This window comes from Streptomyces sp. NPDC032745 (genome assembly GCF_055579465.1).
Window position 1 is genome coordinate 174,045 of the sequence record NZ_JBVING010000007.1, and the last position, 14,137, is coordinate 188,181.

Here is a 14,137-nt window from a genome sequence, read left to right on the forward strand (position 1 = left end):
CCCCGGTCGGCGACTGCCGACCGGGGCGGAACCCTTCGAAAACGTCCGGACGTTACGCGAGGGTCGCGATCGCCTGGTTGAAGGTCGCGGACGGCCGCATGACCGCCGAGGCCTTGGCGGCGTCGGGCTGGTAGTACCCGCCGATGTCGGCCGGGGAGCCCTGGACGGCGATGAGCTCGCCGACGATGGTCTCCTCCTGCTCGCCCAGCGTCTTGGCGAGCGCCTCGAACGCGGTGGCCAGCGCGGCGTCGTCGGTCTGCTTGGCCAGCTCCTGCGCCCAGTACAGGGCGAGGTAGAAGTGGCTGCCGCGGTTGTCGATGCCGCCCAGCTTGCGGCTCGGCGACTTGTCCTCGTTGAGGAAGGTGCCGGTCGCGCGGTCCAGGGTGTCGGCCAGCACCTGGGCGCGGGCGTTGCCGGTGGTGGTCGCGAGGTGCTCGAAGGAGACGGCCAGCGCGAGGAACTCACCGAGGGAGTCCCAGCGCAGGTAGTTCTCCTTGACCAGCTGCTGGACGTGCTTCGGGGCGGAGCCGCCGGCGCCCGTCTCGAAGAGGCCGCCGCCGTTCATCAGCGGGACGACCGACAGCATCTTGGCGCTGGTGCCCAGCTCCAGGATCGGGAAGAGGTCGGTCAGGTAGTCGCGCAGCACGTTGCCGGTCACCGAGATGGTGTCCTCGCCGCGGCGGATGCGCTCCAGGGAGTACGCGGTGGCCTCGACCGGGGAGAGGATCTCGATGGTGAGACCGTCGGTGTCGTGCTCGGCGAGGTACGTCTTGACCTTGGCGATCAGCTGCGCGTCGTGGGCGCGGCCCTCGTCGAGCCAGAAGACGGCCGGGACGCCGGTGGCGCGGGCACGGGTGACGGCGAGCTTGACCCAGTCCTGGATCGGCGCGTCCTTGGTCTGGCAGGCGCGGAAGATGTCGCCGGCGGCGACCTCCTGCTCCAGGACGGTGCTGCCCGCGGCGTCGACGAGGCGGACGGTGCCCGCGGCGGCGATCTCGAAGGTCTTGTCGTGGCTGCCGTACTCCTCGGCCTTCTGGGCCATGAGGCCGACGTTCGGCACCGAGCCCATGGTGGACGGGTCGAAGGCGCCGTGCGCGCGGCAGTCGTCGATGACGACCTGGTAGACACCGGCGTAGCTGCTGTCCGGCAGGACGGCCAGGGTGTCGGCCTCGTTGCCGTCCGGGCCCCACATGTGGCCGGAGGTGCGGATCATGGCCGGCATGGAGGCGTCGACGATGACGTCGGACGGGACGTGCAGGTTGGTGATGCCCTTGTCCGAGTCGACCATCGCGAGGGCCGGGCCCTCGGCGATCTCGGCCTCGAAGGAGGCCTTGATCTCGGCGCCGATGTGCGGGACGCCGTCGAGGCCGTTCAGGATCGTGCCGAGGCCGTCGTTCGGGGACAGGCCGGCGGCGACCAGGACTTCGCCGTACTTCGCGAAGGTCTTCGGGAAGAAGGCGCGGACCACGTGGCCGAAGACGATCGGGTCGGAGACCTTCATCATCGTGGCCTTGAGGTGCACGGAGAACAGGACGTCCTCGGCCTTGGCGCGGGCGATCTGCGCGTCCAGGAAGGTGCGCAGCGCGTCGACGTGCAGGACGGACGCGTCCACGACCTCGCCGGCCAGGACCGGTACGGACTCGCGCAGGACGGTGGTGGCGCCGTCGGCGGCGACGTGCTCGATGCGGAGCGTGCCGGCCTCGGCGATCACGGCGGACTTCTCGGTGGAGCGGAAGTCGTCGGCGCCCATGGTGGCGACGTTCGTCTTCGACTCGGAGGTCCAGGCACCCATGCGGTGCGGGTGGGCCTTGGCGTAGTTCTTGACCGAGGCGGGGGCGCGGCGGTCGGAGTTGCCCTCACGCAGGACCGGGTTGACGGCGCTGCCCTTGACCTTGTCGTAGCGGGCGCGGATCTCGCGCTCCTCGTCGGTCTTCGGGTCGTCCGGGTAGTCCGGGAGCGCGTAGCCCTGGCCCTGGAGCTCGGCGACCGCGGCCTTCAGCTGCGGGATCGAAGCCGAGATGTTGGGCAGCTTGATGATGTTCGCTTCCGGCGTCTTCGCCAGCTCGCCGAGCTCGGCGAGGGCATCGGCGATCCGCTGGCCCTCCTCGAGGTGCTCGGGGAAGCTGGCGATGATGCGACCGGCCAGGGAGATGTCACGGGTCTCGACATTCACACCGGCCGTCGACGCGTAGGCCTGGATCACAGGCAGGAAGGAATACGTCGCGAGGGCCGGGGCCTCGTCAGTGTGCGTGTAGATGATGGTCGAGTCAGTCACCGGATGCTCCGCTCCACAGTCTGCGTCTCTCGTCTGCAACATTGCTCGACATCAAGATATCTCGTGATCGGGCCGGTCCGGACAGCCCCCCTGCCCGAGTCCCGGAGAGACGCGCGTCACCCCCGGCCCCGCGCGACCCCTGGAACGGCGAAAACGCCGCCTCCGGCTGTTTCCAGCCGGGGGCGGCGCTCAGGCGCTCAGGCTTGCGGGCCTGGTCAGGCCTGGACGGCCTTCGGGTTCTGGCCGTACTCGTTCGGCTGCGGCTGGCCCTCGGTCGCCATGAGGACGAGGAGCCAGATGCCGCCGATCAGCGGGACGAGGGCGATGAGCATCCACCAGCCGGACTTGCCGGTGTCGTGCAGGCGGCGGACGCCGACGGCCAGGCCCGGGAGGAAGACGGCCAGCGCGTAGATCGCGTAGAGGAGCGGGTAGGTGCCGATCGCGTTGTCGAGGACGGCAACGATGATCAGGGCGATCAGGTTGAAGAGGGTGAACATCCAGTACTCCTGCCGGCGGGCGCGGCCGGAGAAGACGGTGTACTTCTTCAGAACGTCGGTGTAGTAGTGCATGGGTCCCCCCAGAGGACGGTTCGTCGGCCCGTCCTGCTGGAGCAAGCCGAGGCAGAACTTATGCCCCGCTTATGTGGTGGTCAAGCCAGTTCCCGAGCCACCGGAACTACCGCTTTCCTTGAGTTCATCAACCAAGAACACCGATACCGGCCGCCACTTGGGACCCACCGGTGGTGTCAGGTCACACGGGGTGACGAAACAGGGGTGCCGGGGCCCTATTTGTGCGGTTGGAGAGCCTCCTGAGCCGCTCGACGCCGGCACGCGCGAGGCACTGCAACTCCCGGAGCGGGCCCGTCCGCGCTCACATCGTTACGGCTCCGCGACCTGAACCCGCCGCTTCACGCACGGACGTCCCACGCCGGGCAGGGAGCCCGGCACGGGACGCCGTGAACGCATCGGCCGGTTCAGCCGATGTGGAACGAGTCCCCGTAGACCTTCCAGTCGAGCGGGGTGTTGAGGTTCAGGTTCCCCTTCTTGAGGAAGACCCGCTGCGCGGTGTCGACACGGCTGGTGTCACTGTGCGCCTCCTCCTGCTTCATCGCCCAGACACGGGCGTCGAGGAAGGCGTTCAGCCAGGTCGTCTCGTTGCCGCCCTGGGCCGGGGGCTTGGCCTTGGACAGGGCCCGCTTGCGGATGTTGCGGAAGCTGGTGGAGTCGGTGCCGTCGCCGTGCATCACGATGGCGTCGTAGTAGATGAACTGGCCGAGCGCGGCGACCCCGTCGGACTTGCCCTGCTTGACGGCCGGGTTGAAGTAGACCCGGTCGCGCTCGTGGTCCTGCGCCTTCTTGAACTCGCCGTCCTGGGCCGCCTTCGCCCAGTCCTTGGTGAAGTTCGGGTCGAGGCCCGCGTGCGAGTCGGTGCCGTCGACCCTGCGGAGGGCCGGGAGGTACTTGGCCAGCACGTTGCCCGGCTTGACGTCGGTGTAGTACTCGACGAGGTCGAGCATGTCGCCGGTGCCGGAGCAGAAGCCGATGATGCCGGCCGTGTAGCCGCGGCCGTCGTCTATGTCCTCTATGTACTTGTACTGCGCCTTCCAGTCCAGCGAGGAGTTCTCCGCACTGGAGACGATCTGCATGGCGATGTCCTTCTTCGCCGGATCGTCGAGCCCGACGGCCGCGGCCGGCACGGCGGCGGCCGCGGGGACGGAAGCGGGGGCGGGTGCCGCGGTGGCGTGGGCGGTCACCGGCACGGCGAGCAGGGCGCCGCCGAGCAGGGCGCCGACGGCCATTCTCTTGCGGTGGGGGGTGAACACAAGGCCTCCATGGGGGAGTTGAGGCTTACCCGACTTCGTTAGGAAACTTTACTACCAGAGCTCGGGACAGCTCAATACCCGTGCACGCCATGTGTGCCGGTGGGGTCGCCGGTCAATCCGCGGCTCAGAGCCAGCCGTTGCGGCGGAAGCCCCGGTGGATGGCGAAGCAGGCGAGGGCCATGACGCCGACCACGATCGGGTAGCCGTAGGTCCAGTGCAGCTCGGGCATGTTGTCGAAGTTCATGCCGTAGATCCCGCAGACCATGGTCGGCACGGCGACGATGGCCGCCCACGCCGTGATCTTGCGCATGTCCTCGTTCTGCGCGACGGTCACCTGCGCGAGGTGCGCCTGCAGGATGGAGTCGAGCAGGCCGTCGTACGCGCCGATCTGGTCGGTGGCCCGGGTCAGGTGGTCGGCGACGTCGCGGAAGTACGCACGGACCTCCGCCGGGATGACCGGTATCGGCTGCGTGGCCAGGTGCTGCAGCGGCCGGCTCAGCGGGGCCACCGCCCGGCGCAGCTCCAGGAGTTCGCGCTTGAGCTGGTAGATGCGGCCCGCGTCGCCGCGGCCGCCGTACTCGCTGAAGACGGCGGTCTCGACGGCGTCTATGTCGTTCTGCACCGCGTCCGTGACGGCCACGTAGTCGTCGACGACGTGGTCGGCGATGGCGTGCAGAACCGACGCCGGGCCCTTGGCCAGTTGCTCCGGTGCCGCTTCCAGGCTCTCGCGGACGGGGCCGAGCGTGCCGTGGCCGCCGTGCCGGATGGTGATGACGAAGTCTTGGCCGGTGAACGCCATCAGCTCGCCGGTCTCCACGACCTCGCTCGTCGCGGTGAGCTCCTCGTGCTCCACGTAGCGGACGGTCTTGAAGACGGAGAACAGTGTGTCGTCGTACCGCTCCACCTTGGGGCGCTGGTGCGCGTTCACGGCGTCCTCGACGGCGAGGGGGTGCAGGCCGAACAGCTCGGCGAGCCCGGCGAGCTCCTCCTTGGCCGGTTCGTGCAGGCCGATCCAGACGAACCCGTCGCCCGTCTTGCGGACCCGCCGCAGCGCCTCCTCGACCTCGGCGCAGCCCTCCTGCCGTGTGCCGTCCACGTAGACCACGCAGTTGACCACGGCGCTGCCGAGCGGGGAACGGGCCGGATGGCTCAGATCGACGGCCCGCCGGTAGCCGCGGCGCACGGCCCGGCGCAAGTTGCTGAACATGGACAACGGGTTACTTCCCTTCGGCGGATCAGCGGCCAGTCTGCCACCGTCGCCGATCGCCCCCGTCAGACCCGGTCGATGAACACGCTCGTCGACTTCACACGGGCCACGGCCCGTGCGCCCACCTCGAGGCCGAGCTCCTCCACCGCCTCCCGCGTCAGCAGCGACACGACGCGGTGGGGCCCGGCCTGGATCTCGACCTGGGCGTCGACGGTACCGAGCTTGACGGCGGTGACGATACCCGGGAAGGCGTTGCGCGCCGAGGTGTACGGGGCGTCCTCGGCGTCGCCGCCCTCCTGGGCGGCCTCCACGCAGAACGCGGCCAGGTCCGGCCCGTCCACCATCCGCCGCGCGCCCTCCCGGCGCGTGGGGAACCGCTCGGCATCCGCCCAGCGCCGGGCGGTGTCGACGCTCACGCCGAGCAGCCGCGCTGCCTGGCCGATCGTGTAGGACTCCATGACCGCAGCTTAGAGGGCCGTCGGACGCTGATCCGCCGGACACCCCTAGGGGTGCCGGACCCCGTCCTGGCGCAGCGCCCCGGCCGCCGCGGCCGCGATCACCTCCGCCACCGCCGACAGTGCCGGGGAGTCGAGTTTCCACTGCTGCCAGTACAGCGGCACGTCCAGCGGCCGCCCCGGCACCAGCAGCACCAGCCCGCCCGCGCGCACCAGCGGCTCCGCCTGCGGCTCGGGCACCAGTCCCCAGCCCAGCCCGGCCGCCACCGCGTCGCAGAACCCCTCCGAGGTCGGCACGTGGTGGCGCAGCGGCCCCGCCCCGGCGTCCTGATCGCCGGTCAGCGACCGTACGAACACGTCCTGGAGCACGTCGCGCCGGTCGAACACGATCACCGGGGCCTCCCGCAGACCGTCCTCGAGCGCCCCGGCCAGGTACCGCGCCACGAACCCGGGGCTCGCCACCGGCAGGTACCGCGCCAGCCCGAGCCTGCGTACGGTGCACCCCGCGACCGGGTCCGGCGAGGAGGTGACCGCCGCCATCACCTGGCCCTCCCGCAGCAGCGCCGTCGTGTGCGACTCGTCCTCCCGGTGCAGTTCGAAGAAGACCGGCGGATCCTGCGGCACCTGCGTGAGCGCCGGCAGGAACCAGGTCGCCAGCGAGTCCGCGTTGACCGCGATCGGCAGCCGCACCGGGCCGCCCGACTCCCGCGCCATCCCGAGCTCGGCGCGCGCGTCCCGCTCCAGGCGGGCCAGCTGCCGGGCGAACCGGACCACCACCTGCCCGGACTCGGTCGCCCGGACCGGCTTCGTCCGCATCAGCAGCACCCGCCCGGTCCGCTGCTCCAGCGCCTTGACCCGCTGGCTGACCGCGGACGGGGTCACGTGCAGGGCTGCGGCCGCCGCGTCGAAGGTGCCCTCGTCCACCACGGCGAGCAGGGTCCGTACCTGGTCCAGGGGAAGCTCATCCATCACAAACGCTAAGGGTACGTAAAAATCTTTAGCTGTACTGAAACCATGCCGCTGCCTACGGTCGGACACATGACACACGGCATCATCGCGGCGGGACTCGCCGGCTTCGGCACCGGACTCTCCCTCATCGTCGCCATCGGCGCGCAGAACGCCTTCGTGCTGCGGCAGGGGGCCCGTCGGCAGGCCGTCCTCGCCGTGGTCGCGATCTGCGCGGTCTCCGACGCGGTCCTCATCGCCCTCGGAGTCGCCGGGGTCGGCGCCTTCGTCACCGCCTGGCCGGCCGCCCTGACCGCAGTCGCCATCGCCGGCGGCGGGTTCCTGATCTGCTACGGATTCCTCGCCGCCCGCCGGGTGCTGCGGCCCACCCCGGGGGCCGCCCTGGACACCGAGGGGGCCACCGCCGGGTCCCGCCGCCGGGCCGTGCTGACCTGCCTGGCCATGACCTGGCTCAACCCCCACGTCTACCTGGACACCGTCCTGCTGCTCGGCTCCCTCGCCGCCGACCGCGGCGACCTGCGCTGGGCCTTCGGCATCGGGGCCGGGCTGGCCAGCCTGATCTGGTTCGGCACGCTCGGCTACGGCGCCCGGCTGCTCGGCGGTCTGCTGGCGCGCCCCTCGGCCTGGCGGGTGCTGGACGGGCTCGTCGCGGCGACCATGGTCACGATGGGCGGGATGCTCCTGGCCCGGGCCTGACCGCGGAGCGCGGCGGCCCGCGCGGGGAACGGATCCGCCCCGTACCGCCGCACGACCACAGGAGTCCGCAGTGCCCGACCGCCCGGCCGACCGGCCCTCCGACCACCCCTCCCCCGATGAGGTGCGCGCCTACTACGCCGACCGGCCCTCCCCGCTCGTCGCCGCCACCGGGATCGTGCTGAACACCGACGGGCGGGTCCTCGTACTGACGCCCTCGTACAAGGCGGACCTGGAACTGCCGGGCGGCACGGTCGAGGACACCGAGACCCCGGAGGAAGGGCTGGCCCGCGAGCTGAAGGAGGAGCTGGACCTCTCCGTACCGGTCGGCCGGCTGCTCGCCGTGGACTCCCGGCGGCCCGGCGCGCTCGGCCGCTCCCTCATCGTCCACGTCCATCTCGTCGGGCCGCTCTCGCCGGAGCAGGCCGCCGCGATCTCCTTCGCGGACGGCGAGGTCGCCGCGGCCCGCTGGCTCCCGCCGGAGGAGGCGTACGAGGCGCTGCCCGCGCGGATCGCGCCCCGGCTGCGCGCCGGCCTGGACGCCCTGTACTCCGGCTCCCTCGCACACCTCGTCGACGGCGTGGCCCAGCCCGGCTCCCCGGCGGGCCTGGACCCGGCGCGGCGTACGGCCCTCGAACACGCCGGTTCGTTCGACGCCGCGAGCCACCGGGCCGCCCGCCCCAAGGCCGTCACCGCGGCGAGCGTCCTGTTCACCGACTCCGCCGGCGGGATCCTGCTGGTGGAGCCCTCGTACGGCAGGCCGGGCCGCTGGAACCTGCCGGGCGGCGGGGTCGACAGCGACCTGGGCGAGACCCCGCGGGCCGCCGCCCGGCGGGAGGTGCACGAGGAACTCGGCCTCGATCTCGAACCGGGCCGGCTGCTCGGCGTCAACTGGGCCCACAAGCCCGGCTATCCGGCCCGCATCCGCTTCCTCTACGACGGCGGGGTCCTGGACGGCGCCACGCTGGCCCGGATCCGGCTCGCCCCGTTCGAACTGCTCCGCTGGCGGGCGGTGCCGGCCGCGGAGCTGCGCCCCCTGGTCAAACCGTCCCTGCGCCGCCAGATCGAGGCCTGTCTGCGGGCCCGCACCGAGGGCACGGGCCCGCTGGAACTCCACGCCGGACGCCCGGCCGGCACCCCCCGCAAGAGGAAGAAGGGCGCCGAAGGGAAGACGAACAGGGGGAAGCGGTAGCAGAAACGAACGCTCCACTGGTCCATCCGGACGGCATCGTGGCGTGGCGCGCGGGTGACGGGGCCGGCTCACGCATCGTCGAACCAGACAGTCCACGCACACGCATACGCGCACGCACTCTCGCCAGCGAGAACGAGCGGAAGCCATGGAGTACCACCATGTCCGCAGAGCCCACCCGTCCCGGAACCAGTACGACTCCCGCCGTCCCCGACGCCGCCGCGCAGCCCGATCCGCGCCGGTGGTGGATCCTCGCCGTCATCGGCCTCGCCCAGCTCATGGTCGTCCTCGACGCCACCATCGTGAACATCGCCCTGCCCTCCGCCCAGACCGACCTCGGGTTCTCCGACGACCAGCGGCAGTGGGTGGTGACCGCGTACGCGCTCACCTTCGGCAGTCTGCTCCTGCTCGGCGGGCGGCTGGCCGACAAGTTCGGGCGGCGGCGGGCCTTCCTCGTCGGGCAGATCGGCTTCGCCGCGGCCTCCGCGCTCGGCGGGGCCGCCGCCACCTTCGGGATCCTCGTCACGGCCCGCGCCCTGCAAGGCGTGTTCGCAGCGCTGCTGGCTCCGGCCGCGCTCTCGCTGCTGACCACCACGTTCTCCGCCCCCGCCGAACGCGGCAAGGCCTTCGGCGTGTTCGGGGCGCTCGCCGCGTCCGGGGGTGCCGTGGGGCTGCTGCTGGGCGGCGTCCTCACCGAGCACCTGAGCTGGCGCTCGACCATGTACGTGAACCTGCTCTTCGCCGCCGTCGCCGTCATCGGCTGTGTACTGCTGCTCAAGCGGTCCGCGCCGACCACCCCTCCCCGGCTGGACCTGCCGGGTACGGTGCTGGCGTCGTCCGGGCTCTTCTGCCTGGTCTACGGCCTCGCCAAGTCCGGCCCCCACGGCTGGCCGCCCGTGCGGATCCTGGCCTGCCTGGCCACCGGCGCCGTCCTGCTCGCCGCGTTCATCTGGTGGCAGCGCCTCAGCGCACACCCGCTGCTGCCGCTGCGGATCGTGCTCGACCGCGTCCGGGGGACGGCGCTGGCGTCCGTGTTCATCACCGGGGTCGGCATGTTCGGGGTGTTCCTGTTCCTCACGTACTACTTCCAGCACGCCCGCGGATACAGCCCGGCCCAGACCGGCCTGGCCTTCATGCCGATGTCCGGCTGCACCATGATCGGCGCGATCGGCAGCAACATGGGGCTGTTCGGCAGGATCGGCGGGCGCCCGCGCATCGTCACCGGCATGGTGCTGTCGGCGTGCGGCATGGCCTGGCTGGCGAACCTGACGGCGACCGGCTCGTACGTCCTCGACGTGCTGCCGGGCCAGGTGGCCACGGGGCTGGGCATGGGCCTGATCACGGCCGCCGCGATGAACCTCGGCACGGCCGGCATCGACCCGCGGGACGCGGGCGTCGGCTCCGCGACGGTCAACGCCATGCGGCAGACGGGCGGCTCCGTCGGCACGGCGCTCATGAGCGCCCTTGGCGCCGGAGCCGTCGCCCGCTCGCTGGCAGGCCGGCAGCCCACGCCGGAACTGCTGGCGCGGGCTGCTCTGGAGGGTTACCACACGGTCTTCACGGCATCGACGGTGCTCTTCGCCGCCGGCGCGGTGCTGACCCTGATCCTGCTTCCCGGCGGCCTGTCCATGGAGCGCGCACACGGCGCGCCCGGGGGCCGCCGCCCGTCAGCGCGGTGAGTGGGCGCCGGGGGCCATGGGAGCCGCCGGCGAGGCCGGCTTGACGGGAGCCGCCGGGGCGGCGGGAGAGGCCGGGGCCGACGGGGTCGACGGGCCCGCTTCGGTGGACGGGCAGTTCGCCAGCGAGCTGCGGACCCGGTCGCCGGTCGAGAAGTGCCTCACCCGGCAGGAGTTGGTCCCGATCCCGCCGTCGACCTGGCCGTAGCCCGGTCCGATCGTCAGGACGGTGTCGTTCAGGCCTCGGACCGTGTCGTTGCCGGGGCCGCCCTGGACGATGCCCGCGGACTCCGCGCCCACCGACTTGGGCTCGATGATGTCGTTCTCGCTGCCGCCGAGGACCCGGCCGCCGAGGTCGACGTTGCCCGTGCGGATCAGGTCGCTGCCGTCGTTGCCGAAGACCTGGCCGCCGCCGCGCTCGTACTCGCCGGGCTGGCCCATGACGCTGCCCGTGGTGATCTTGTCGTCTCCGTGGTCGCCGTAGACGCTGGCCCCGTGCTCCGCGGTGCCCACGACGAGTGCGGTGATGATGGTGTCGTTGCCCGCACCGCCGCGCACCGAGGCGTTGGCGTTGCGCGGGGAGAGGTTGTTGACCTGGAGCGTGTCGTCGCCCTCGCCGCCGAGCACCTGGGAGTCGATGAGCATGCCCTTGACGCGGATGTTGTCGTTGCCGCCACCGCCGTAGATGATCGCGTTCTCGACGTCGTTCTCGCACAGGATCGTGTCGTCGGCCGACGTGCCTCGCACCTCCTGTCCGGGCGGGGCCTCGACACCGTTGACGTAGCACCAGTGGGACGGCAGGGATTGGGCGGCCTGTGCCGGGCCCACGGCGAACGAGGCGGCCACGGCGACCGTGCCGGCCAGGGTGTACGAGGCGGTGCGTAGGGTGCGGCGAGTGCGCAGCATCGATTTTTCTCCCGAGCATGGGGGTGGGTGGGGATGTGGTGCGGTGTTGGTCGTCAGGACAGCTCGTGGCGCAGCGGCGTGAGCTGTTCGATGTCGTAGCGCATCCGCAGTTCGCGGATGGCTGCGGGATCCGGGGTGGCGCTCATGTCGAGCAGCTCGAGGAGCTCCTCGAAGTACCGCTCGTGATCGGGCGGCGGTGAGGCCTGGAAGAACATCCGGGCCGGTTCGCCGGTGGGGTTCGCGAAGGCGTGCGGACAACCGGGCGGAACCACGATGACGGTTCCGGGCGTGGCACGGACGACCTGACGTCCGTCGAGCGCTTCCCAGTGTCTCCAGTCGTCCCCGGAACGCACGCGCGGCTCGAAGGCCATGACGTCGAGTTCACCCTCCAGGACGTAGAACAGCTCTTCGCTCCGGGTGTGCAGGTGTGCCCCGACGTCGAAACCGGGCGGCACGACGACCTCGAAGCTCGAGGCCACCGAGGAGTGCTCCCCGGTGACCTTGAACGTGACCTGCTGGGCGTCGGTGTGCAGCTTGCGGCCGTGACCCGGTGGTACGAGCAGCCCGTCGCGGGCGATGTGCGCGGTCATGACCAGGTCACGGGCAGACCTTCGGGCCCGCGGATGAGGGCACCGGGCCGCCAGCCCAGTTCGCTCGCGGGGACGCTGAAGCGCAGGTCCGCGAAGCGGTCGAGCAGCGCGTCCACGAGCAGTTCGGACTCGAGGCGGGCCAGCATGTTCCCGGGACAGAAGTGGGGTCCGTACCCGAAGGAGACGTGCGGGTTGGGGCTGCGGTCCAACTGCAGCTCGTGGGGGTCGGGGAAGACGTCCGCGTCGCGGTTGGCCGCGAGGTAGGAAACGTAGATCGCTTCGCCCGCCCGGATGAGCTGGCCGGCCACGGTGACGTCCTCGAGGGCGATCCGGGAGAGGCCGACGGCGTTGCGGTGCGGGATGTAGCGCAGCAGCTCGTTGAGTGCCGAGGGCCGCAGGCCGGGCTCGCTCCTCATCCGTTCCATCAGGTCCGGCCGGGTGAGCAGGATGTAGACCATGTTGCCCACGTTGTTGGTGACGGCCTCGCCCCCGATCTGGATGAGCAGGGCGAGTCCGGTGGCCTCCTCGGCGGTGACCTCGCCGGCCTCGACGGCCTTGACGAGGAGCCCGATGACGCTGTCACCGCCGGCCACTTCCCCGTTGCGCATGCGTCCGCCCAGGTAGGCGCACATGTCGTTCTTCGCCTGCTCGCTGCGTTCGGCGCCCTGGGCAGAGGAGAGGATCAGGCTGGTCCATTCGTGGACCATGGGCCGGTCGCTCTCCGGGACGCCCATCAGCTCGCACACGACGGCGAGCGGGAAGGGCGCGAGCAGTCGCTCGGTCAGGTCCACGGGCGGGCCGTCGCGCAGGATCCCGTCGACGAGGGTGTCGAGCATCTCCTTGGCCCGGGTGCGCAGGGCCTCCACCCCGGTGGTGGTGAAGGCCGCGGCGACGGTGCGCCGCAGCCGGGTGTGGTCGGGCGGGTCCTCGAACCCGACCGCGCCCGGCGCGGGGATGAAGTGGGGGGCCAACCGGGTGACATCGTGTTCCGCGACCAGCTTGCGGCTGAACCGGGGATCGTTGGCCACCATGCGCACGTCGTCGAACCGGCAGACGAGCCAGGCCCACCCGCTTCCGTTCGGCAGGCGGATCCGGGTGATCGGACCCGCCTGCATCAGTTCGGCGAGGACGGGGTCGAAGTCGACCCCGTCCAGGGCCGGGGTGGGCCAGTGCGTGATGGGTGGCCTTGCGGTTGCGGGGCCGTCCTTCAGCATTCTTCGGATTCCTCCCTCACCCGGTCCCTCGGTCCGAGGTCCAGCTGCCCAGTGAGATCTCTGCGGTGATGCCCGGGCCGAAACCGGCCAGCAGGCCCCGCGCGGCGTCGGCGGTGCCGTTCTCGTCGAAGAGCCGGCGCAGTGCGTCCAGGACGACGGCGCTGGCGATGTTGCCGTACTCGGTCAGTGTGGCCCGACTGAAGCGGAATGCCTCGGGTGCCACACCGAGGTACTTGCTCAGGTCATCCAGGATGCGGGGCCCACCGGCGTGGATGATGTAGAAATCCAGTGCTGCGGCGTCCCAGCCATGGGCTTTCGCGAGCTCTTTGAGGGACGGCGCGAGCGGTTCCATGGTCCCGGGCACCCGCCGGTCGAGCTTGAAGTGGAACCCGGTGGACTTGACGTCGTACATGATCCAGTCCTCTGTCTGGGGGATGATGTACGAGCTGTTGCGGTGCAGTTCCATGCCGGTGCCGCCCTTGCCGCGGACGACGGCGGCGCCGACGCCGTCGCCGAACAGGCCGTTGGAGAGCAGGTTGCCGACCTCCAGGTCACTGGGCTGGTAGCAGAGCGAGCAGAACTCGCAGGACACGATCAGCGCGTTCGCCTCGGGGTAGGCGGTGCAGAAGTCGTGGGCCCGGTTGACCGCCGCCCCTCCCGCCGCGCAGCCCAGCTGGGCGATGGGGAGCTGTTTGGTGTCCGTCCTGAAGCCCATCGCGTTGATCATCCAGGCGGTCAGCGAGGGCATCATGAAGCCCGTGCACGACACGTAGATGATCATGTCGATGTCCTTCGCACGCAGCTGCGCGTCCTCCAGCGCCTGCCGCACCACCGCCGGGACCCGCTGCTTGGCCTCGGTCTCGTACACCGCGTTGCGCGATTCGAAACCGGGGTGCTTGAGGGTCTCCTCGATGGGGCGCACGATGTGCCGCTTCGCGACGCCGGTGTTGCGGATCAGACGCAGCGCCAGGTCGAGCTGCGGATGGTCCGCGTGCACCGACCGGCACAGATCCAGGGTCTGCTCCATCGTGATCACGTGCTCGGGCACGCACACCGTTGGCCTGCACAGAGTCGCCATGGGTGGCTCTCCTTTCGTGTCTGACACAGCCTCACGGACCTTTGGCCGATGCGCGCGCGGGACTAC

At 71.0% G+C, this 14,137-nt stretch carries 13 protein-coding genes; 3 read left to right on the forward strand and 10 right to left on the reverse strand.

Annotation, left to right across the window (positions count from 1 at the left end):
• Positions 1-52: 52 nt before the first annotated feature.
• From ACZ5WG_RS19940 to ACZ5WG_RS19965, 6 genes are all read right to left on the reverse strand, one after another.
• A complete protein-coding gene (locus tag ACZ5WG_RS19940) occupies positions 53-2,275 on the reverse strand; it encodes an NADP-dependent isocitrate dehydrogenase (protein WP_468724736.1) in 2,223 nt (740 codons plus the stop codon).
• A 215-nt stretch (positions 2,276-2,490) separates the two neighbouring features.
• Entirely contained in the window at positions 2,491-2,844 is a 354-nt protein-coding gene (locus tag ACZ5WG_RS19945; RefSeq protein WP_468724737.1) for a DUF805 domain-containing protein, read from the reverse strand.
• A gap of 404 nt (positions 2,845-3,248) precedes the next feature.
• Positions 3,249-4,073, reverse strand: a complete 825-nt coding sequence (locus ACZ5WG_RS19950; RefSeq protein WP_468725058.1) for a chitosanase — start codon at positions 4,071-4,073, stop codon at positions 3,249-3,251.
• Between the two features lie 148 nt (positions 4,074-4,221).
• Positions 4,222-5,304 (reverse strand): magnesium/cobalt transporter CorA, encoded by a 1,083-nt coding sequence (corA, locus tag ACZ5WG_RS19955; protein ID WP_468724738.1) that lies wholly within the window; start codon positions 5,302-5,304, stop codon positions 4,222-4,224.
• A gap of 65 nt (positions 5,305-5,369) precedes the next feature.
• Positions 5,370-5,762, reverse strand: coding sequence for a TOBE domain-containing protein (locus ACZ5WG_RS19960; RefSeq protein ID WP_468724739.1), 393 nt, complete (start codon positions 5,760-5,762; stop codon positions 5,370-5,372).
• Positions 5,763-5,807: 45 nt separating this feature from the next.
• Complete coding sequence (locus tag ACZ5WG_RS19965; protein ID WP_468724740.1) at positions 5,808-6,728, reverse strand: LysR family transcriptional regulator ArgP; 921 nt, start codon at positions 6,726-6,728, stop codon at positions 5,808-5,810.
• Positions 6,729-6,797: 69 nt separating this feature from the next.
• Here ACZ5WG_RS19965 and ACZ5WG_RS19970 point away from each other — a divergent pair, with 69 nt between their 5' ends.
• From ACZ5WG_RS19970 to ACZ5WG_RS19980, 3 genes are all read left to right on the forward strand, one after another.
• The gene (locus ACZ5WG_RS19970; RefSeq protein ID WP_468724742.1) at positions 6,798-7,421 is read left to right on the forward strand and encodes a LysE/ArgO family amino acid transporter; all 624 of its coding nucleotides are present in this window, start codon (positions 6,798-6,800) and stop codon (positions 7,419-7,421) included.
• 70 nt (positions 7,422-7,491) lie between these two features.
• Complete coding sequence (locus ACZ5WG_RS19975; RefSeq protein WP_468724743.1) at positions 7,492-8,610, forward strand: NUDIX domain-containing protein; 1,119 nt, start codon at positions 7,492-7,494, stop codon at positions 8,608-8,610.
• A 158-nt stretch (positions 8,611-8,768) separates the two neighbouring features.
• Positions 8,769-10,286, forward strand: a complete 1,518-nt coding sequence (locus ACZ5WG_RS19980; RefSeq protein WP_468724745.1) for a DHA2 family efflux MFS transporter permease subunit — start codon at positions 8,769-8,771, stop codon at positions 10,284-10,286.
• Here the strand turns inward: ACZ5WG_RS19980 and ACZ5WG_RS19985 are convergent.
• From ACZ5WG_RS19985 to ACZ5WG_RS20000, 4 genes are read right to left on the reverse strand one after another with little or no spacing between them, the layout of a single operon-like run.
• Complete coding sequence (locus ACZ5WG_RS19985) at positions 10,275-11,189, reverse strand: hypothetical protein (protein ID WP_468724747.1); 915 nt, start codon at positions 11,187-11,189, stop codon at positions 10,275-10,277. The genes ACZ5WG_RS19980 and ACZ5WG_RS19985 overlap by 12 nt on opposite strands.
• A gap of 53 nt (positions 11,190-11,242) precedes the next feature.
• Positions 11,243-11,779, reverse strand: a complete 537-nt coding sequence (locus ACZ5WG_RS19990) for a cupin domain-containing protein (protein ID WP_468724748.1) — start codon at positions 11,777-11,779, stop codon at positions 11,243-11,245.
• The gene (locus tag ACZ5WG_RS19995) at positions 11,776-12,993 is read right to left on the reverse strand and encodes a cytochrome P450 (RefSeq protein WP_468724749.1); all 1,218 of its coding nucleotides are present in this window, start codon (positions 12,991-12,993) and stop codon (positions 11,776-11,778) included. Before ACZ5WG_RS19995 ends, ACZ5WG_RS19990 begins: the two co-directional genes overlap by 4 nt.
• 16 nt (positions 12,994-13,009) lie before the next feature.
• On the reverse strand, positions 13,010-14,071 hold the full coding sequence (locus ACZ5WG_RS20000) for a type III polyketide synthase (protein WP_468724751.1): 1,062 nt from the start codon (positions 14,069-14,071) through the stop codon (positions 13,010-13,012).
• Positions 14,072-14,137: the final 66 nt, after the last annotated feature.